Below are 18,861 nucleotides of genomic sequence, written 5' to 3'. Positions count from 1 at the left end.
GGCAAAAACCTGAAGTGCCGATTGGATAGACTTTGTGCGCAACTCCCCCACCAGCAGAGGATTTCCTGTGCCCGCACTGCGTACCGCGATGGACCGTTACTTCGAAGTCACTTCCCGCGGCTCAACCTACTCGCGAGAGATCAGGGGCGGCATCGCCACTTTCTTCGCGATGAGCTACATCGTGGTGCTCAATCCCCTCATCCTCGCAGGGGCCGATTCCTCCGGTGCGGAGCTCGGTTTCGCCAGGGTCGCCGCAGTGACCGCCCTGGTTGCCGGCGTGCTGACCATCCTCATGGGCGCCTGGGCCCGCTATCCCTTTGCTCTCGCAACCGGCCTCGGCGTGAATGCCTTCGTCGCGATCACCGTGGCCACCAATCCGGAACTGACCTGGCCGGACATGATGGGCCTGGTGGTCCTGGCCGGCCTCACCATGCTGGTGCTCGTCCTTACCGGGTTCCGCACGGCGGTCTTCAACGCGGTGCCCGAAAGCCTGAAGACGGCGATCGTAGTGGGCATCGGACTGTTCATTGCGCTGATCGGCCTCGTCAACGCCGGCTTCGTCCGCCGGATCCCCGACGTCGCCCAGACCACCGTTCCGGTGGGCCTCGGCTTCGAAGGCGCGCTGCTTGGATGGCCCACCCTTGTGTTCGTCTTCGGCCTCATCCTCACCATCGCCCTGGTTGTCCGCAAAGTGCGCGGTGGCATCCTGATCGGCGTAATTGCTTCCACCATCCTCGCCGTCATTATCGAGGCCGTCGCCAACGTAGGGCCGAGCGTCGGCCCGGAGGGCGCCAACCCCCAGGGTTGGTCACTCGTGGTACCGGAACTGCCTGAAGGTTCCTGGATCGGCCTGCCGGACCTCAGCCTTATCGGAAACGTCAGTGTCTTCGGGGCATTCGGCAGCCTGGGCGCCACGGCGGCACTGCTGCTGACCTTCACCATCCTGCTCAGCATCTTCTTCGACGCGATGGGCACCATGGTGGGCCTGGCCAACGAGGCAAAGCTGGTGGACAGGCACGGGAACATCCCGGGCGTGAACAGGGTCCTCATTGTGGACGCAGTGGGAGCGGTAGCCGGGGGCGCAGGGTCAGTCTCGTCCAACCAGATCTACGTCGAATCGGGCGCAGGAATCGGTGAGGGCGCGCGCACGGGCATTGCCAACATCGTCACCGGCCTGCTGTTCCTGATCGCGATGTTCTTCACCCCGCTCATCACCCTGGTGCCCTTCGAGGCAGTGGCGCCCGCGCTCGTCGTCGTAGGTTTCATGATGGTGTCCCAGGTGGGCCGCATTGACTGGCAGGACTGGGGAATCGCCATTCCGGCGTTCCTCACCTTCACCCTGATGCCGTTCACCTACTCCATAGCCAACGGACTCGGTGCCGGCTTCATCGCCTACGTGCTGGTACGCACCTTCCAGGGCCGCGCGCGGGAAATCCACCCGTTGATGTGGGCAGTGGCCGGCGCGTTCGTCCTGTTCTTCGGGATCGGCCCCATCGAGCAGCTGCTCGGCGTCTAGCTTTCCACCAGCCCGGCGTTACCTGGCGGACCAGCCGCCGTCCATCGAGTAGGACGCGCCGGTCACCATGCCCGCATCTTCAGAGGCCAGCCAGGCAACCAGTGAGGCAACCTCCGAAGGTTCCACCAACCGCTTGACCGCACTTTCGGTGAGCATGATGCGTTCGAGCACCTCATCCTCGCTGATGTTGTGCAGGCGCGCCTGGTCGGCAATCTGGTTTTCCACCAGCGGTGTCCGCACGTAACCCGGGTTGACGCAGTTGCTCGTCACCCCGTGCGGGCCGCCTTCCAGCGCGGCAACCTTCGATAGCCCCTCCAGGCCATGCTTCGCCGAGACGTAGGCGGATTTGAAAGGCGAAGCCCGCAGTCCGTGCACGGAGGAGACGTTGATGATGCGCCCGAACTTCTTCCGATACATAGAGGGGATTACCGCCCGCATCAGCAGGAACGGCACTTCCAGCATGAGCGTGTGGATCCGCCGGAAGTCGGCCGGGTCGAATTCCTCGATCGGACGCACCACCTGGATGCCGGCGTTGTTCACCAGGATGTCGGCGTCGAGGGTCAGGTCCTCCAGTGCGGCGGTATCCAGCAGGTCAACGGACCAAACCTCGCCCCGCATCTCTTTGGCAACGACGCCGGCCCCCTCGGCGTCACGGTCGGCCACCACTACGTGCGCACCCTGGGCGGCCAGCTCTCGCGCGCAGGCCGCACCGATTCCGCTGGCTCCACCGGTGACGACGGCGCGTCGCCCCGCAAGGGGGCCGGTACCTGCCGACGACGACGGCTGTGCGGTGGGGCGCGTGCCGCCGTCGTCGGGAGTTTGTGTATCAGCCATGGTCAGCTGTCCCAGCCACCGGGATGCCATGCCGCTGCGCGTCCTGCGCGTCGACCTCGCGCAGCGAGATGCCGCGGGTCTCGCGGAGGGTGAGGACGGCGATCGCCGTCAGCACGCATGCAGCCAGGACGTACAGGGCGACGCCGAACCAAGAGCCCGTCTCCTGAAGGATCGCGGTCGCGATGATCGGCGCCAGGGAACCGGCGAGGATTGACGTGACCTGGTAGCCGAGGGAAACCCCGGAGTAGCGCATACGGGTCGGAAACATTTCAGCCATGATCGCGGGCTGGCCCGAGTACATCAGGGCGTGGAAGCACAGGCCGATGGTGACGGCCAGGATGATGATGACCGGGTTCAGTGTGTCGAACATGGGGAAGGCGAAGAACGCCCAGCTCGCACCGAGAACGGCACCGGCGAGGTAGACCGGCTTCCGCCCGAACCGATCCGAGATCCGTCCTACCTGCGGAATGACGAGGAAGTGCACCACGTGTGCAATCAGCAGCGCCAGCAGGAGGGAGCTCGTGTTGTACTCGTGGACCTGCGAGAGGTACACGATGGAGAAGCTGACGATGATGTAGTAGAGGATGTTCTCGGCGAAGCGGAGGCCCATCGCGCCGAGGATGCCGCGGGGGTACTTCTTCACCACCTCGAAGACGCCGTAGCTGATCGCCTGTTCGCGCTCGACCTGTTCGCGGGCTTCGAGGAAAATAGGCGCCTCACTGACGTGGGTCCGGATGTAGTAGCCGATCACCACGATGATCGCGGACAGCCAGAACGCTACCCGCCAGCCCCAGGCGAGGAATTCGTCCTCCGGCAGGATGGAGGACATGGTCAGAAGCACCACCGTGGCCAGCAGGTTGCCTACAGGCACCGCTGATTGCGGCCAGCTGGACCAGAAGCCCCGCGAATGGTTGGGGCTGTGCTCGGCCACGAGGAGGACGGCGCCGCCCCACTCGCCGCCAACCGCAAAGCCCTGGATGAATCTGAGGACCACCAGGAGCGCGGGCGCCCAGTAGCCGATCGTTTCGAAGCCGGGCAGGCAGCCCATGAGGAAGGTGGCGACACCCACGAGGATGATGGTCACCTGCAAGGTGTGCTTGCGGCCGAGCTTGTCGCCCACCTGGCCGAAGAAGATCCCGCCGAGCGGTCGGGCCACGAAGCCGACGGCGTATGTCAGGAACGCTGCAATGATTGCGTCGAGCGGGGTGTCCGCATTCGGGAAGAAGACGATGCCGAACACCAGGGAGGCCGCCGTCGCGTAGAGGAAGAACTCGTACCACTCAACGACCGTTCCGATCATCGAGGCGGCAACGATCTTCTTCAGACCGGCGGGGGTCTTGCTGCCGCCCTGGTCCCTGCCCGGACGGGCGGGACGTGAACTGACGCTCATGGACTGCTCCTTCTGTGTCGGCGCTGACACGTTCTTCGCTCTTCAGCCCGTGGGTTTGGGCCGATACAACATCGTCGTTATCGCCGCATGTGGCGGGGATCACCCTTCTGGGGCCTTCCTGAGTATTGCTGCGCATCAGGATGCAGTTCAATGACCAGATCTGCACCCTATCTCTGCAAAAATGCAGACATGGCCATTCAGCCGGACGATCTCCTCATCCTCCTCGCCGTGTCCCATACCGGTCGCTTCACCTCCGCCGCCGAGAGCCTGGGACTGAACCACACCACCGTCTCCCGGCGTATCTCCGCGCTCGAGCGCTCACTAGGCGGTCACGTCCTCGTTCGCTCCAGCGGCGGGTGGGAACTGACGGACCTCGGCACGCGCGCGGTCAACGCCGCTGAGGAAGTTCAGCGCGCACTGCAGGCGCTGGAAGGAACCGACGACGGCGGAAGCCGGCTCTCCGGCGTCGTGCGGATGAGTGCCACTGATGGGTTCAGCGCCTACATCGCGGCGCCGGCCTTCGCGCGGCTGAGGCGCGAGCACCCGCAACTCAGCGTCGAAATTGTCGCGGCGACCCGCCGGGCATCCCAGACCCGCTCGGGCCTTGACCTGGAAGTGGTGGTCGGGAGACCGCAGGTTCACCGGGCGGAGGCAATCCGGCTGGGCGAATACATGCTGGGCCTCTATGCCTCGCGGGAATACCTTGAGGAGTACGGCACTCCGGCCGGCATTGAAGAGGTGCTGAAACACCCGCTCGTCTACTTCATCGACTCGATGCTGCAGGTGGACAGTCTTGATGCGCCGCGCAGGCTCCTGCCGACGATGAGGGATTCGCTGAGCTCAACCAACGTCTTTGTACACGTGGAAGCGACGCGGGCCGGGGCAGGCATCGGACTGCTGCCCTGCTTCATGGCGAATCCGCATAGTGACCTGGTGCGCCTGCTTCCTGACCAGGTAGCTGAACGGCTTGGGTACTGGCTGGTGGCAAGGCCGGACTCCTTGCGCCAGCCGGCGGTCGCCGCCGTCGTCGCCGCCTTGCGGGCGGCCACGGACGCCTTCGAGGACCGCCTGCTGGGCCGTTCCTGATTCGTTGATTCAATCGGTCAGAATTTGGGCACCCCGACCGAACCGCGCCACTTGCTCGCCGCTCCACAACTGTGCCGGAACGCCGCCACCCAATAATTCCCGCGCCAGGGCGGGGTCCTCCCCCAGGGGTGCGTCGCTGCCGGCAATGATCACGTTGCCGTAGCGGCGGCCCTTCAGCATGGGAGGATCGGCGATGATCACGGTGTGGGCAAAGGCTTCGGAAATGGTGGCAGCTTCCCGTTTGGCCATCGAGAGGTCAGGTGAGTCTCCGCAGTTGACCACATAGACACCGCCTGCATCCAGGACGCGGTGTGCGTGCCCCAGGAACTCGCGCGTCGTCAGGGGCAGCGGGGTCCGGCTGCCGGCGAACACATCCCGGATGATGAGGTCGCGGCTGTTCTCCGACAACGTCTCTGTGACGGCACGCGCCTCCCCCACCCGAATTCGCAGCAGCGGTGCCCTCGGCAGGTCGAACCACTCACGCACCAGCCGTGCCAGCTCTCCGTCGAGTTCGACGACGACCTGCCGCGCTTCCGGGAAGGACACTGCGAAACTCCTCGCAAGGGAGCAGGCGCCGCCGCCCAGGTGAAGGACCCTCAACCGCTGCGATGACGGCCACTGGGATGTGACAAGCGAATTGATCCAGCGCATGTACTCGAAGTCCAGCCGCGCCGGATCCGCCGTGTCTATATGTGAGCTGGGGACCCCGTTAATATGGAGCACCCAGCCGTTGGGGTTGAACCTGTCCGGCACCAGTTCGCAGGTGCCCGTGTCGATCGGATGGATCCCCGGTGCCAGGCCGCCCTCAGCTGCCGGTGCACCTTTTCGTTCACGTTGACGTCCCACTGTTGGCTACGCTTTCCCGTTCGAGACGCCGGGGCGCACCATGCGCATCACCTTCAGCCCGTACCAGCGCTCGGAGAGGGTTTCCCGTACTCCGTCCTCGGTGAAGCCGAGCTTCCGATAGAAGGCGATTGCACGGTCATTTCCCTCCAGCACCCACAACAGGGCGCCGGCCTGTCCGATCACGGCTTCGGCGAGCTCCCTGCCCAGACCGGTGCCGTAGTACTCCTCGAGCACGTAGAGAAGGAAGAGTTCGATGTCGGCCGGTGGGCTGTCTCCCCGCGGCTCACCGGCAGCGGCGATGCCCACGATGCCGCCGTCGTCGTCGATTGCCACGAGAGGCGCGTCTCGCCCATCGCCGAAGCCACACCGCCAGGCCTCCGCCTGTGCTTCGAGGTCATCGTCCAGGCCGTCCAGCACTTCCTGGCTGATCCTGCCCCGGTAGGCCTGGCGCCACCCTTGGTTCTTCATCCGCAGGGCGGCTTCGATTTCGTCGATGCGCAGCGGACGGATGGTGACCATGGCGTTCATGCTATCCCGGTGGGCCTTTGGGTCAGCGATCCGATCACACACCCTGCTGCTTCGGCCTTACGGCGCCGCTAACCCGTGCGGTGCATCCGGAACATAGGGCGGTGGTGCCACACAGGGCCGCAGAGTGCGGTGGTGCCGTCGGATTGAAAGCCGTTGCGGCGGTAGAACCGCTCCGCGCGCGGATTCTCATTGAGGATCCACAGGTAGGCCGGAGAGGAGCCCACGGCGAGATCCAGCAGCCGCTGCCCCAGGCCCGTACCGTGCGTTGAGGAAAGCGTGTAGAGATGGTGGAGTTCGAAGTCGGGTCGATCCTCGTCCCTGCCGGGGCCCGACGAAACCACTCCCACCGGCTGGCCCGCGGGATCCAGCGCCAGCCAGTAGCCGACGTCGTTATTTGCCAGCGCAGCGCGCCTGCGCTCGGTCAGCAGCGGAAGCTCGGCGTCGTAATGCTCGTGGAACGCCCGCGGCATGAGGTGCGCGTAGGTCTCGTGCAGCGCGGCGACGTGCGCGCGCGAGTAGAGTTCGGCGTCGTCTGCCGTGGCGCGGCGGATCGTGAAACGGTAATCAATTGACGAGGGCGAGCGCAAACCCATCCCAGTCCTTAGTGCCGACCGTCTGTAGCGCGGTGGCAGTCAGCCTCGGGTGGCTGCCCAGCATCTCGATCGCCGCACGGATCCCGCGGATGTCGTCGTCGCCGCCCTCGCCAAGGATGGCGCCGCCGCGCACCACGTTGTCGAGCACAATGACCGACCCGGGCCGCGAGAGGCGAACTGCCCAATCGAGGTAATAAGGGTTGTTGGCCTTATCGGCGTCGATGAAGAACAGGTCGTAGGGCCCGGTCAGGGTGGGCAGGGTATCCAGCGCGGCCCCCACATGCACAGTCACCAGATGCCCGACGCCGGCAGCCTCCAGATTGCGACGGGCCACTTCCGCGTGCTTGGGCTCATACTCGCAGGTATCCACCCTGCCTCCGGGCGCGATGCCGCGTGCCAGCCAGATAGTGCTGAAACCGCCCAGTGTGCCGATTTCCAGCACCCTCTCGGCACGGTGGATCTGAGCGAGCAGCATCAGGAACTTGCCCTGCCCGGCCGTCACTTCGATGGCCGGCATGCCGGCCTGCCGGGTGTTCTCCACTGCGCGCAGGAGACTGTCATCAGGCTGGACCAGCGTGCGGTTGAGGTAGGAATCCACCTCCGCCCAGCTCATGAGTGGCCCTGGTACTCGTCCATCTCTTCGATGGCGCGTTCCAGCCGCTCCACTTTTCCCGTTAGCTCCCCCGTGCGGCCGGGACGGATGTCCGCCTTGAGCACCAAGGAAACACGGCTGCCGTACTTCCCCACCGCCTCAGTGGCCCTTTTGACCACGTCCATGACCTCGTCCCACTCTCCCTCTATCTCCGTGAACATGGAGCTGGTCGAGTTGGGCAGGCCCGAATCCCGCACTATCTTCACGGCCGCGGCAACGGCGTCGTGCACCGAGCCGGCCGGGTTCTCGGAGGCATCGGCGCCTTCGCCGCCGGGGCGGCCGGAGGGCGCAACTGAGAAGGCTACAAGCATGCGATCAGTCTGTCAGGTTTGGCGGTCTGGGTCACCAGTTCCCCGTCCTAACCGGGTCAGCCGTTCATCGACGCGGGTCCGGTGATCGTGCAGGATGAGGTCATGACCACTCGCGGAATCTACGTCAGCGCCATGGCTTCAGGGTCCGGCAAGTCGCTCATTGCCCTGGGCCTTGCGAGCATCCTTCAGGGACACGCGGACAGGATCGGTTTCTTCCGGCCCATCTCGGAGGCTGAGGACGGCGCTGTCGATCCGATGGTCCTCCTGATGAGGCGCACTTTCGGCCTGACCGATGCGACCGCACGCATCGGAATGACGCGGGCTGAGGCCCGCGCGCTGCTGGTCTCCGGCGAGCGGGAGGAGATCGACGCAAGGTGCGTCGCCGTTTACAGCGAGATGGCGCAGTCCTGCGACGTCATCATCGTCGAGGGGACAGACCTCAGCAGCCAGGACGCCGCCGTCGAATTCGACCTCAACGCCAGGCTCGCCAACAACCTAGGCACCATGGTCCTGGCAGTGGTCAGCGCCAAGGACATGACTGCCGCGGAAGCGGCCGACGCCGTCGACGTTGCCCGCCGGGAGCTGGACTCCGAGGAAGTCTCGCTGCTGGCGATGATGGTGAACCGGGCCGATGAGAGTGCGGTTGACGCAATCCGCGAGCAGATTCGACCGGGGAAGTCCGGCCGTCCGGTGTACGTGCTCCCGGAACTGAGCGAGATCTCTCAGCCCACCATGGCCGATGTTGCTGATGCACTAAATGCCCGGCATATCGCCGGCAGTGCAACGCTTGAGCGGGACGTCTCCTCCATCCGCGTGGCGGCCATGAACGTGGGACATTTCCTGGAGCTGCTGAGCGACGGCGCCCTGGTGATCGTCCCTGGAGACCGAGCCGACGTGTTGGTCGCCACGGTAGCTTCCTCGTTCTCGCCTGAGTTTCCAGTTCCCTCGGGCATGATCCTCACCGGCGGGCTGACTCCGGACCCCAATATCCTCGCGCTGCTGGCGCACGCCACCTTCCCCGTTCTCGCGGTCGACGACGACACCTACACTGCCGCCAAGCATGTCAGTGAGGTGCGTGGCGAGATCGCGACAGGACTGCGGCGCAAGTCCGCAGCCGCCCTTGGCGTGTGGGCCCGGCAGGTGGATTCCGCCGAGCTCCTCGAACGGCTGGAGCTGCCGCGTCCGGTAAAGATGACGCCGCTGCGGTTCCTGCACGAGCTCATCGAACGGGCACGCGCGGAGCGGAAGCACATCGTTCTCCCCGAGGGGCTGGATGAACGGATCCTGAGGGCGGCGGAGATTCTCCACCGGCGGGATGTTTGCGACCTCACGGTCCTTGGCCCGGAAGCACAGATTCGAGAGCTTGCTGCCGGCCTGGGCATCGACCTCACCGGGCTCAACCTCCTTGATCCCGAGACATCAGAGCTCCGGGAACAGTTCGCCGCCGAGTATGCGCGACTGCGTGCGCACAAGAACGTGACTCTGGAGGACGCGCGCGAGCGCATGCTCGACGGCGCATATTTCGGCACCATGATGGTCCAGCTCGGCCATGTGGACGGGATGGTCTCGGGAGCAGCGCACACCACAGCCAACACAATCCGCCCTGCACTGGAGTTCGTGCGAACGAAGGAGGGGGTAAAGATTGTGTCCTCGGTTTTCCTGATGCTGCTGAAGGACCGCGTCCTGGTCTACGGCGACTGCGCTGTGAACCCCGACCCCACGGAAGATCAACTCGCTGACATCGCTGTGGCATCCGCCGAGACCGCTGCCCAGTTCGGTGTCGAACCGCGAGTGGCAATGCTTTCCTATTCAACCGGCGAGTCCGGCCATGGCGGGGCGGTCGACCAGGTGCGCCGGGCCACTGAGCTGGTTCGCTCCCAGAGACCCGACCTGCTCGTTGAGGGACCCATTCAGTACGACGCCGCCGTCGACGCCTCCATCGCACAGTCGAAGCTTCCGGGGTCATCAGTTGCGGGCCAGGCAACCGTGTTCATATTCCCCGATCTGAATACAGGTAACAACACCTACAAGGCGGTCCAGCAGTCCGCCGGCGCAGTCGCCGTCGGGCCGGTCCTTCAGGGGCTGCGCAAGCCCGTGAATGACCTCTCGCGCGGCTGCACGGTGGAGGACATCGTCAACACGGTGGCCATCACCGCCGTTCAAGCTCAGGGCACAACCACTCAGGAGGCGTCATGATCATCCTCGTCATCAACTCGGGATCATCCTCACTCAAGTACCAGGTGCGGGACCCCGATACCGGGGAGCGTCTGGCTAGCGGGCTGATCGAACGCATAGGCGACAGTTCCCATGGCGGCCCCAGCAACCATGCTGAGGCTCTCGACCGAGTAACGGAAGAACTGGAGGCGACCCTGCAGGGGAAGCCGATCGACGCTGTCGGGCACCGCGTGGTCCACGGCGGCGAGCGCTTCAGCGAACCGGTGCTGATCAACAACGAGATCATCCGCGCAATCGATCGGCTCAATCCGCTGGCCCCGCTGCACAACCCGGCCAACGTGCAGGGCATCCGCGCAATCGCCGAGCGGTGGCCGGACATGCCGCAGGTTGCCGTGTTCGACACCGCCTTCCACCGGACGCTGCCCGAACACGCCTGGCGGTACGCAGTGCCGGACGAGCTGTACAAGAAATACGGGATACGGCGGTACGGCTTCCACGGCACATCCTTCGAGTATGTAACCCGGCACGCGGCCCAGATGCTCGGGCTGCAGGCGGCGGACTTCACGGGAATCGTCGCGCACCTGGGCAACGGAGCGTCCGTTACGGCTGTGCAGGGCGGACGCAGCATCGACACCTCGATGGGCTTCACGCCGCTCGAAGGACTCGTGATGGGCACACGGTCCGGTGACATCGACCCATCGATCCTGCTGTTCCTGCTGCGTGAGGGCTACACCGAGCAGGACCTTGACCAGCTGCTGAACCGGGAGTCCGGGCTGAAGGGCCTGACCGGCCACAACGACATGCGCTCGATCGAAGAGGAAGGCAGTCCGGCCGGGATGCTGGCGCTGGACATCGCGTCCTACCGGCTGGCGAAGTACATCGGCGGGTACCACGTGGCGGTCGGCGGAGCCCAGGCCCTGGTCTTCACGGCCGGAATTGGAGAGAACGCATGGCGGTTCCGGGAACGCGTGGTGAAGCGGCTTGGTGCTCTCGGCGTGTTCATCGACGACGCGGAGAACCAGAAGCCGGGCGGTGCCGCTCGTGAGATCAGCACCGAAGAGTCGGCCTTCCCGGTGCTGGTGGTTCCCACCGACGAGGAGGCCGCGATCGCGGAGGCAACTGCCGCCGTCGTACTCAAGAAATAGGGATCAGGGCGCTCCCAGCAGCCGGGCAACCGCCGCTGCCCCTGCACCGGCCAGCACGACGACGAGGAACGGCGCGCGCAGCCACAGCGCCACCCCAGCGGCCACCAGTGCTGCCAGCCGCGCGTCAATCACCAACGCCTGTCCGGTCGAGAACGTGTTGACCGCGGTGAGAGAGGCGAGGAGGCCGATGGTCAGAGTTCCCGCAACCCGCGTCATCTGCGGGTTCTCCATGAGACGTGCGGGAACCAGATAGCCGGCCAGCTTGGTGAGGTAGCTGATCACGCACGCGGCAAGGATCCAGAGCCAGAGGTTCATGCGCGTTCCTCCGAGGAGTAGGGATCGACGTCGGGCTCCAGGCCTTCCCGCGAGGGGCCACGGCTGAACCAGCCGAGCAGCCCCGCCACGGCAGCCGCGATCAGGATCGGCACGCCGGACGGAACAAACGGGACGGCCAGCAGGGTCACCAGCGCGCAGACGACGGCGATGGCTGCAGGCTCCCGCGCCTTCAACCGCGGCCACAGCAGTCCGAGGAAGGCCGCCACCGCAGCACCGTCCAGTCCCCACCGGGCCGGGTCGCCAAGGGCATTGCCCACGAGGGCGCCCACCAGCGTGAACGCGTTCCACAGGATGTAGATCCCGACGCCGGCGGTCCAGAACCCCCGTGCCTGTTCAAGCGGGTCGCTCTGGCCGGTGGCGGTTGCGGTGGACTCGTCGATGGTCACCTGGGCGGCAGCGAGCCTGCGCCAACGGCGGGGACGCAACAGCGCATTCATCTGCATGCCGTACACGGCGTTCCGGATGCCGAGCAGCGCCGAAGCGGACATCGCAGCCACGCCGCTTCCCCCTCCGCCCACCACTCCGATGAACGCGAACTGCGAGCCGCCGCTGAAGAGCAGCAGGCTGAGCGCCATGGTCTGCCACAAGTCGAGCCCCGACGCCACCGAAAGCGCCCCGAAGGACACGCCATACAGTCCTGTTGCCACCGCGATTGATACCCCGACGCGAACCGCCGGGGACCTTGAAAACTTCACCGGCCAAGCCTAATGCCGAACGGGACGCCCTTCACTTTGCGGTGCAAGACCGGAATACTGAAAAGCTCAGTATGCTTACCAATCCGAGGAGGAGTATCCATGAAGGCACTTACCTGGCAGGGCAAGCGGTCAGTCAGCGTGGAGGACGTTCCCGATCCGAGCATCCAGGAGCCCACGGACGCCATCGTCCGGATCACCTCAACTGCCATCTGCGGTTCGGACCTGCACCTGTACGAGGTGCTGGGCCCCTACATGAATAAGGGGGACGTCCTGGGGCACGAGCCCATGGGCATCGTCGAGGAAGTAGGCAGCAGCGTCACCAACCTGCAGCCCGGCGACCGGGTTGTCATTCCCTTCAACATCGCCTGCGGCCATTGCTGGATGTGCGCGCAGGGCCTGCAGTCACAGTGCGAAACCACCCAGGTGCGCGCGCAGGGCAGTGGCGCCAGCATCTTCGGCTACTCCGAACTCTATGGTTCGGTCCCCGGCGGACAGGCGGAGTACCTCCGCGTTCCACACGCCGACTACGGCCCCGTCAAGGTGGGCGCGGAACTCCCCGACGAGCGTTACCTCTACCTTTCCGACATTCTTCCCACCGCCTGGCAGGCGGTGCAGTACGCGGACGTGCCCGACGGCGGCACCCTCGCCGTTTTCGGACTGGGTCCGGTTGGGCAGTTCACGGCCAGGATCGGCCGCCACCTCGGCTATCGCGTGATTGCCGTGGAACCGGTGCCCGAACGCCGTGCGATGGCTCAGCGTCACGGGATCGAGCACATCGACTTCTCAGAGAACGTCGGGGACGAACTGCGGGAGATGACCGACGGACGTGGACCGGACTCGGTGGTCGACGCCGTCGGAATGGAAGCGCACAACTCGCCCATGGGTGCGTTCGCCCAGAATGCTGCCGGCCTGCTCCCGGATCCGCTGGCCAAGAAGGCGATTGAGACCGCTGGCGTCGACCGCCTGACCGTGCTGCACGCCTCTATCGACGCCGTGCGGCGCGGCGGGACCGTTTCCCTGAGCGGGGTTTACGGTGGAACGGCCAGCCCGATGCCGTTGCTCACCATGTTCGACAAGCAGATCCAGACGCGGATGGGCCAGTGCAATGTGCGCCACTGGACGGACGAACTGCTCCCCATCGTGGAGGACCCGTCCGACCCGCTGGGAGTCATGGACCTGAAGACCCACGAAGTGCCGCTGACGGACGCGCCCGAGGCCTACAAGATCTTCCAAAAGAAGCAGGACGGGTGCATCAAGGTTGTGCTGAAGCCCTAGCCATCGGTTGATTCGGCAGGACACTCCCCTTTTGGCACATCGAAAGGGGAGTGTCCTGCCAACTCACGGGCGGCAGGAACCTCGTTCACGCAGGGACGCGGATCTTGCGGGCCGCATGAATCGCATCAGCGGCCCGCACCAGCGCCAGGTGCGAGAAGGCCTGCGGAAAGTTGCCCGCCATCCTGTTGCGGTCGGCGTCGTACTCCTCCGATAGCAGGCCAAGCGCATTCGCATAACCCACCAGCTGGTCCATCAGGGCCTTGGCCTCATCGAGGCGCCCGGTATGGGCGTACTGCTCAACCAGCCAGAACGAACACGCCAGGAAGGGGTGCTCGCCGGGAGCCAGGCCGTCAATCGAGGCCTCCGTGCGGTACCTCAGGAGCAGGCCGTGCGGATCGAGGAGCTCGTGCTCGAGCCGCGCGACCGTGCCGAGCATCATCGGGTCGTCATAGGCGAGGAAACCGACCTGCGGCAGCTGCAGCAGTGATGCGTCCACGGTCACGCTGCCGTAGTACTGAGTGAAGGAGTTGATGTCGCGGTTGAATCCCTGCTCCAGGATCTCATCCCGCAATTCGTCGCGGAGCTTCTCCCAGCGCTCGGCCTCGCCCTTCAAGCCGTGTTCACGTACCGCGCGGGCACCGCGGTCGAAGGCGGCCCACATCATCACCCGTGAGTGGGTGAAGTACGCCGGGTCGCCACGCATCTCCCAGATCCCATGGTCCTTCGCCGTAAGGTGCTTCTCCATGAAACCGAGCAGGGCGTGCTGCAGAGGCCAGGAAAACTCGTCCTCCTGAACCCCGAGATCGCGCAGCTTCTCCAGCGCCACCATGACCTCACCGACGACGTCGGCCTGGTACTGGCTGACGGCCCCGTTGCCTATGCGGACGGGAGCCGAATCAGCGTAGCCGGGAAGGTGGCCGAGGACCCGCTCGGGAAGCTCACGCTCGCCCGAGACGCTGTACATGATCTGCAGGTCCTCCGGATCTCCGGCGACCGCGCGGAGCAGCCAGTTGCGCCACCCGGAAGCCTCGTCCTCGTACCCGTGGGTCATCATCGCCTCAAGCGTGAGCGCCGCGTCGCGCAACCAGCAGAACCGGTAATCCCAGTTGCGCTCTCCGCCGAACGCTTCCGGGAGGGAGGTAGTGGGGGCTGCCACGATGCCGCCCGTGTCCTCGTGCGTCAACGCCCGCAGGACCAGAAGCGAACGCTTCACAATCTCGTCGTACTCACCCTGCTTCGAACAGCTTTCTGCCCAGTTCTGCCAGTAGTCGATGGTCAGTCGCAGGCTGGCATCGAAGTCCAGGGGCGCCGGCTGTGGTCGGTGCGACGGGTACCAGACCAGTTCAAGATCAACCTTCTCGCCGGCGCTCACGGTGAACTCACCGTAGTGGCGGTGGTCGGCAGCGCGCGGGAGGTGGGTTCCACGCAACAGCAGCGCGTCGGGACCGGCCATTGCAAGTATTCCCGGGCCGCCGTCGTCGTGCGTCCGGCGAACCCACGGGAGCACGTCACCGTAGCCGAAGCGCACTACCAGCTCCTGCTGCATCGGAACCGACCCGCTGATGCCCTCGACGCGCCGTGCCAGAGAAGCACGCCGGTCAAGCATCGGCATGAAGTCGGTGACAAGCACCTCCCCGGCTTCTGTCCGCCAACGGGACTGCACCACGAAGGTCGACTCGATGTACTTCCACTCCACCAGGTCAGCCACTCCGGCGTCATGCGTGGGAGCCACCAGCCACCTGCCGTGGTTCTCATTCCCCAGCAGCGCGGCGAACACCGAAGCCGAGTCGAACCGGGGATAGCAGAGCCAGTCCACGCTGCCGCCCCGCGAGACCAGCGCTCCGGTGTGAAGGTCGGAAATCAGTGCATAGTCCTCGATCGGCATCGCCATGGATTAACTCAATCACACACGTCCCGGGGTCGGCTCCCCCCTGAGGCGCCGCAGAACCTGCGCGGGACGGTTGGTAGTGATTTCCTGGACGCCGAGCGCGCGGAGGAGGTCGACGTCGTCGTCGTGGTCCACTGTCCAGACACGCAACCGAAGGCCCGCATCCAGCCAGCGCTTCACCCTGTCGGGGTGCGCGCGGACGTACTCGATGCCCGGCCCGGCGATGCCCACAGCCCCGCTGCCGATGATCCGCTCCCCCTCATGCAACGCGCGCTTCAGCAGGTTCATCACTGCCGCCGCGGTCAACGGGCCCAGGGTTTCGCGCAGGTCATTCGGCTTGACGTCGGCCACCAGTTGGCAGACTACGTCGGCAGGCACCCGCTCCAGGAGGTGCCGCACCGAGTCGGGGTTGAAGCTCATGAAAGAGACGTGGAGGTTGGCCAGCCGCGAGGTTTCCGGATCGTAGCCCTCCTTCATGAGGAACGCGATGAGCCGCTCCTCCAGCCTCAGGCCGAAGGGGCTCGGGTGCTTCAGCTCGATGGCGAGATCCAGCTCGCGCCCATCGGCACGAAGGAGGTCGATCAGGTCCTCGAGGGTGAGCAGCTGATCGGCCACCCCTCCGAACTGCGGCGGAATAGCTGCGCCCTTCCACGAGGAGAAGTCCAATTCACGCAGCTGCCCGAGCGTGTGGTCTCCGACGTCGCCGGTACCACTCGAGGTGCGGTCGAGGGTCGGATCATGGATGCAGACCAGCTCCAGGTCCTCGGTGAGGTGGACGTCGCACTCCACGCCGTCGGCGCCCTCGGCGAGCGCCTGTTGATACGCCGCACGCGTGTGCTCGGCATAGCGCTCGCTTGCCCCGCGGTGGGCGAATACGCGCTGCTTCACCCCTCTGTCTCCTGCCACAGCCCTTACGCTAGCGAATCGACGACGTGACTGCGGTCCGGAACGGCTGGTTGAATTGAAATCGATCATCGATGCGGAGGCAAGAGTGGGCATTCTGTTGACCGACGTGGAGCGCGCGGCCGGACTGAAACGGATGAAGGCGGTGGCCACGGGTTTGCTCGTGGTGATGGCTGCAATCTTCCTGACGGCCTTCGCCCTCCAGGACCAGTACCCCTGGCTGCAGTACGTCCGGGCGGCCGCCGAGGGCGGCATGGTGGGCGCACTTGCCGACTGGTTCGCCGTCACGGCGCTTTTCAAATACCCGATGGGGATCAAGATTCCCCATACCGCGATCATCCCGCGCAAGAAGGACCAGATCGGCACCTCGCTCGGCCAGTTCGTAGAGGAAAACTTCCTGTCCGAGGCACTGGTCCAGCAGAAGCTGTCCTCACTCGGCCTGGCCCAGCGCGCCGGATCGTGGCTGGCGAAGCCTGAGGGCGCCGACCGGGTTGCCGTCGAGGGCGCCGCCCTGATCCGCGGTGCCTTCCGGGTTCTTGACGACGACGCCGTCCAGTCAGTCATCGAATCCCTGGTCCGCAAGCACGTGGTCGATCCCCCGTGGGGACCCCCAGTTGGCAAGATGGCGGCGCGAATCTTCGAGGAGGGACACCACCACCGCCTCGTCGACCTCCTGGTCGACCGGGCAGCGGAGTGGGTGGATGCCAATCACGACGTCGTTTCCCAGCTGGTCTCGGAACGCTCCCCTACGTGGGTTCCCCACTTCGTGGACGGACTGGTGGGCGACAAGGTCTACGTGGAGATGGCCAAATTCGTGCGTGCAGTGCAGTCGGATCCGGACCACGAGGTACGGCGGTCCATTGACAAGTACCTGAAGGATCTGGCGCAGGACCTGCAATACGACCCGTCGGTGATCGCCAAGGCGGAGGAAATCAAGAGGGGGCTCCTTGATGACCCTCGCGTTCACGATGTGGCAGTGCGGACCTGGAAGACGGTGAAGACCGCACTGCTGGATGCAGTCAGCGATCCGGACAGCGAGCTGACCCATAAGTTCAAGGCTGCGGTCCGCGATTTCGGCCGACGGCTGACTTCCGACGAGGCCCTCGCCGGAAGAATCAACCAGTGGATTTCCGACGGCGCGGGCTACCTGGTGCGGACCTACCGCAGCGACATCGCGGGAATCATCTCCGAAACCGTCGGCCGCTGGGACGCCGAGGAGACCTCCCGAAAGATTGAACTGCAGGTCGGGAAGGACCTGCAGTTCATCCGGATCAACGGCACCGTGGTGGGCTCTCTCGCCGGGCTGGCGATTTTCGCCGTCGCCCACGCACTGTTCGGCTGAGCTTAGACGGAGCGCTCCCCGTTCGAGGACGCCAGCCTCTCCAGGTCCGTCAGCAACTCACCGGGAATAACAGTGGGAGCAGGCCCGAACGCCTCCCTGGTGGAATCGATGACGGTCCGGCCCATCTTGTGGTTTGCCGCCCCTCCGACCGCCGCGCCGACACCGAAAGGCAGCGCGCGCCCAAGGAGGGCGCTGCCCTGGCGAGCGAGCATGCGCTTGAGGAACCTCTTGCGGATACTTGCTCCGACGCTGCGGACCGCCGATGAGGACATTGACCCGCCGACCATATTGCCCCAGTGACGGGTCACTCCTCCGGCAGATGAGCCGAGCGTTGCCTGGATCAGGGCCGACCCCTCCTCTCCCATGAGGATCCCCATGACCAGGGTCCGCGCGCGCTCGGGATCCTCAGTGGAGATGCCGTGCAGTTCAGCGACCGACTGGGCGTACAGCGCAGTTGCTTCAAGGAATCCGACGGTAGCCGCCGCTGACAATCCCAGCGAGACGACCGTCCCGATAGCGGGTACAACAGCAGTCCCGCCGACCGCGGCGCCACCGGCCGTAATTGCAACGAGATAGTCCCGCTCAAGTTTTGCATTCAGTTCCGCGGGCGTCGCGTTCGGGTTCTTCTTTCGAAGCCTCCGCAAATTCGCGAGCACCAGCGGACGCTGCACTTCTATTGCCCGTTCTATAGCGCGCTGCACTCCCGGCTTGGGACGACCTTCACGGTCGAACACGGCTCCACTGGCTACTTTTCCTGCAGGGTTGAATCTCGCCACTGGCTCATCCTTTCGACGACTGGACCACATTCTGGTTAAGGGCTCGAATCTCATGCAAAACGCCCCGTCGGAGGAAGCCGACGGGGCGTTTTAGCTGTTGGCGCCCTGTTTAGGCGTGCGAACGGTTCCGCGTGATGGCGCCGTAGATCAGGAGGACGATGATCGCGCCGCCGATCGCCAGCAGCCACGAGGAAATCGAGAAGAATTCGTTAACACCGACACCGAACAGGAGGTTTCCAAGGAAGCCACCGAGAAGGGCGCCGATCACGCCGAGGACAAGCGTCATGAGCCATCCGCCGCCCTGCCGGCCCGGCAGGATCATCTTGGCGATGGCACCTGCAATAAGGCCGAGAAGAAGAAATGCTAGGAAATTCATGAAGTACTCCTTAAATCGAACTTCTATCCACGCAACTTGATTGTCGAAAACGACGGTGCACCGAAGTGCAACTACTCACTACCCTACTTCATCAGTGTGCTTAGTAATACACCCAGTGCAACCATTAAACTCCTGCTCGGGCAGTTTGCAACCCTTCGTGATCAAATATTCACTCGCCCGCAACCCCACCGACG

Annotated in this window: 19 protein-coding genes; 6 read left to right on the top strand and 13 right to left on the bottom strand. The window is 64.9% G+C overall.

Translation table 11 applies throughout. The features are described from left to right. Positions 1–88: 88 nt before the first annotated feature. Positions 89–1,516, top strand: coding sequence for an NCS2 family permease (locus tag GC088_RS00765; RefSeq protein WP_323962130.1), 1,428 nt, complete (start codon positions 89–91; stop codon positions 1,514–1,516). A gap of 18 nt (positions 1,517–1,534) precedes the next feature. Here GC088_RS00765 and GC088_RS00760 read toward each other — a convergent pair whose 3' ends face one another. Next, positions 1,535–2,350: a 3-hydroxybutyrate dehydrogenase gene (locus GC088_RS00760; protein WP_323960018.1), complete on the bottom strand. Its 816-nt coding sequence runs from the start codon at positions 2,348–2,350 to the stop codon at positions 1,535–1,537. Further along, entirely contained in the window at positions 2,343–3,740 is a 1,398-nt protein-coding gene (locus GC088_RS00755; protein WP_323960017.1) for an MFS transporter, read from the bottom strand. The genes GC088_RS00760 and GC088_RS00755 overlap by 8 nt, the downstream gene beginning before the upstream one ends. Positions 3,741–3,929: 189 nt before the next feature. Here GC088_RS00755 and GC088_RS00750 point away from each other — a divergent pair, with 189 nt between their 5' ends. Continuing rightward, positions 3,930–4,826 (top strand): LysR family transcriptional regulator, encoded by an 897-nt coding sequence (locus GC088_RS00750; protein ID WP_323960016.1) that lies wholly within the window; start codon positions 3,930–3,932, stop codon positions 4,824–4,826. 9 nt (positions 4,827–4,835) lie between these two features. On the opposite strand, the gene GC088_RS00745 is transcribed toward GC088_RS00750, so the two are convergent. The 5 genes from GC088_RS00745 to GC088_RS00725 form a co-directional block, all read right to left on the bottom strand. Further along, positions 4,836–5,672, bottom strand: a complete 837-nt coding sequence (locus GC088_RS00745; RefSeq protein WP_323960015.1) for a spermidine synthase — start codon at positions 5,670–5,672, stop codon at positions 4,836–4,838. A gap of 6 nt (positions 5,673–5,678) precedes the next feature. Then, the gene (locus GC088_RS00740) at positions 5,679–6,191 is read right to left on the bottom strand and encodes a GNAT family N-acetyltransferase (RefSeq protein ID WP_323960014.1); all 513 of its coding nucleotides are present in this window, start codon (positions 6,189–6,191) and stop codon (positions 5,679–5,681) included. Positions 6,192–6,268: 77 nt separating this feature from the next. Beyond that, positions 6,269–6,793 (bottom strand): GNAT family N-acetyltransferase, encoded by a 525-nt coding sequence (locus tag GC088_RS00735; protein ID WP_323960013.1) that lies wholly within the window; start codon positions 6,791–6,793, stop codon positions 6,269–6,271. Further along, a complete protein-coding gene (locus tag GC088_RS00730) occupies positions 6,765–7,406 on the bottom strand; it encodes an O-methyltransferase (RefSeq protein WP_323960012.1) in 642 nt (213 codons plus the stop codon). The genes GC088_RS00735 and GC088_RS00730 overlap by 29 nt, the downstream gene beginning before the upstream one ends. Continuing rightward, positions 7,403–7,756 (bottom strand): thiamine-binding protein, encoded by a 354-nt coding sequence (locus GC088_RS00725; RefSeq protein ID WP_323960011.1) that lies wholly within the window; start codon positions 7,754–7,756, stop codon positions 7,403–7,405. Before GC088_RS00725 ends, GC088_RS00730 begins: the two co-directional genes overlap by 4 nt. Before the next feature lie 102 nt (positions 7,757–7,858). Here GC088_RS00725 and pta point away from each other — a divergent pair, with 102 nt between their 5' ends. Beyond that, entirely contained in the window at positions 7,859–9,952 is a 2,094-nt protein-coding gene (gene pta, locus GC088_RS00720; protein ID WP_323960010.1) for a phosphate acetyltransferase, read from the top strand. After that, the gene (locus tag GC088_RS00715; protein WP_323960009.1) at positions 9,949–11,076 is read left to right on the top strand and encodes an acetate/propionate family kinase; all 1,128 of its coding nucleotides are present in this window, start codon (positions 9,949–9,951) and stop codon (positions 11,074–11,076) included. The genes pta and GC088_RS00715 overlap by 4 nt, the downstream gene beginning before the upstream one ends. 3 nt (positions 11,077–11,079) lie before the next feature. On the opposite strand, the gene GC088_RS00710 is transcribed toward GC088_RS00715, so the two are convergent. Together GC088_RS00710 and GC088_RS00705 are read right to left on the bottom strand one after the other, a co-directional pair. Then, positions 11,080–11,391 carry an AzlD domain-containing protein gene (locus GC088_RS00710; RefSeq protein ID WP_323960008.1) on the bottom strand — a complete coding sequence of 104 codons (312 nt, stop codon included), beginning with the start codon at positions 11,389–11,391 and terminating at the stop codon, positions 11,080–11,082. Then, a complete protein-coding gene (locus GC088_RS00705) occupies positions 11,388–12,107 on the bottom strand; it encodes an AzlC family ABC transporter permease (protein ID WP_323960007.1) in 720 nt (239 codons plus the stop codon). The genes GC088_RS00710 and GC088_RS00705 overlap by 4 nt, the downstream gene beginning before the upstream one ends. Positions 12,108–12,206: 99 nt before the next feature. Here GC088_RS00705 and GC088_RS00700 point away from each other — a divergent pair, with 99 nt between their 5' ends. Further along, positions 12,207–13,382, top strand: coding sequence for a zinc-dependent alcohol dehydrogenase (locus GC088_RS00700; protein WP_323960006.1), 1,176 nt, complete (start codon positions 12,207–12,209; stop codon positions 13,380–13,382). Positions 13,383–13,467: 85 nt separating this feature from the next. Here the strand turns inward: GC088_RS00700 and GC088_RS00695 are convergent, their stop codons facing one another. Further along, positions 13,468–15,273 (bottom strand): glycoside hydrolase family 15 protein, encoded by a 1,806-nt coding sequence (locus tag GC088_RS00695; protein ID WP_323960005.1) that lies wholly within the window; start codon positions 15,271–15,273, stop codon positions 13,468–13,470. A 12-nt stretch (positions 15,274–15,285) separates the two neighbouring features. Then, entirely contained in the window at positions 15,286–16,158 is an 873-nt protein-coding gene (locus tag GC088_RS00690; protein WP_323960004.1) for a glycerophosphodiester phosphodiesterase family protein, read from the bottom strand. A 151-nt stretch (positions 16,159–16,309) separates the two neighbouring features. Between GC088_RS00690 and GC088_RS00685 the strand changes: the two genes are divergently transcribed. Then, positions 16,310–17,515 (top strand): DUF445 domain-containing protein, encoded by a 1,206-nt coding sequence (locus tag GC088_RS00685; RefSeq protein ID WP_323962128.1) that lies wholly within the window; start codon positions 16,310–16,312, stop codon positions 17,513–17,515. Positions 17,516–17,517: 2 nt separating this feature from the next. Here the strand turns inward: GC088_RS00685 and GC088_RS00680 are convergent, their stop codons facing one another. Together GC088_RS00680 and GC088_RS00675 are read right to left on the bottom strand one after the other, a co-directional pair. After that, positions 17,518–18,291, bottom strand: a complete 774-nt coding sequence (locus tag GC088_RS00680; RefSeq protein WP_323960003.1) for a hypothetical protein — start codon at positions 18,289–18,291, stop codon at positions 17,518–17,520. A gap of 109 nt (positions 18,292–18,400) precedes the next feature. After that, positions 18,401–18,667, bottom strand: a complete 267-nt coding sequence (locus tag GC088_RS00675; RefSeq protein WP_323960002.1) for a GlsB/YeaQ/YmgE family stress response membrane protein — start codon at positions 18,665–18,667, stop codon at positions 18,401–18,403. Positions 18,668–18,861 lie beyond the last annotated feature (194 nt).

It is taken from the genome of Arthrobacter sp. JZ12 (assembly GCF_035189165.1).
Classification (GTDB): Bacteria; Actinomycetota; Actinomycetes; order Actinomycetales; family Micrococcaceae; genus Arthrobacter_D.
Note: the sequence above shows the minus strand (reverse complement) of the source record. Positions and strands in the feature narration are given on the sequence as shown.

Excerpts from the sequence above, each read along its gene's own strand:
- GC088_RS00765 (WP_323962130.1), top strand. The coding sequence starts at position 89 with ATGGACCGTTACTTCGAAGTCACTTCCCGCGGCTCAACCTACTCGCGA.
- GC088_RS00760 (WP_323960018.1), bottom strand. The coding sequence starts at position 2,350 with ATGGCTGATACACAAACTCCCGACGACGGCGGCACGCGCCCCACCGCA.
- GC088_RS00755 (WP_323960017.1), bottom strand. The coding sequence starts at position 3,740 with ATGAGCGTCAGTTCACGTCCCGCCCGTCCGGGCAGGGACCAGGGCGGC.
- GC088_RS00750 (WP_323960016.1), top strand. The coding sequence starts at position 3,930 with ATGGCCATTCAGCCGGACGATCTCCTCATCCTCCTCGCCGTGTCCCAT.
- GC088_RS00740 (WP_323960014.1), bottom strand. The coding sequence starts at position 6,191 with ATGGTCACCATCCGTCCGCTGCGCATCGACGAAATCGAAGCCGCCCTG.
- GC088_RS00735 (WP_323960013.1), bottom strand. The coding sequence starts at position 6,793 with ATGGGTTTGCGCTCGCCCTCGTCAATTGATTACCGTTTCACGATCCGC.
- GC088_RS00730 (WP_323960012.1), bottom strand. The coding sequence starts at position 7,406 with ATGAGCTGGGCGGAGGTGGATTCCTACCTCAACCGCACGCTGGTCCAG.
- GC088_RS00725 (WP_323960011.1), bottom strand. The coding sequence starts at position 7,756 with ATGCTTGTAGCCTTCTCAGTTGCGCCCTCCGGCCGCCCCGGCGGCGAA.
- pta (WP_323960010.1), top strand. The coding sequence starts at position 7,859 with ATGACCACTCGCGGAATCTACGTCAGCGCCATGGCTTCAGGGTCCGGC.
- GC088_RS00715 (WP_323960009.1), top strand. The coding sequence starts at position 9,949 with ATGATCATCCTCGTCATCAACTCGGGATCATCCTCACTCAAGTACCAG.
- GC088_RS00710 (WP_323960008.1), bottom strand. The coding sequence starts at position 11,391 with ATGAACCTCTGGCTCTGGATCCTTGCCGCGTGCGTGATCAGCTACCTC.
- GC088_RS00700 (WP_323960006.1), top strand. The coding sequence starts at position 12,207 with ATGAAGGCACTTACCTGGCAGGGCAAGCGGTCAGTCAGCGTGGAGGAC.
- GC088_RS00695 (WP_323960005.1), bottom strand. The coding sequence starts at position 15,273 with ATGGCGATGCCGATCGAGGACTATGCACTGATTTCCGACCTTCACACC.
- GC088_RS00685 (WP_323962128.1), top strand. The coding sequence starts at position 16,310 with ATGAAGGCGGTGGCCACGGGTTTGCTCGTGGTGATGGCTGCAATCTTC.
- GC088_RS00675 (WP_323960002.1), bottom strand. The coding sequence starts at position 18,667 with ATGAATTTCCTAGCATTTCTTCTTCTCGGCCTTATTGCAGGTGCCATC.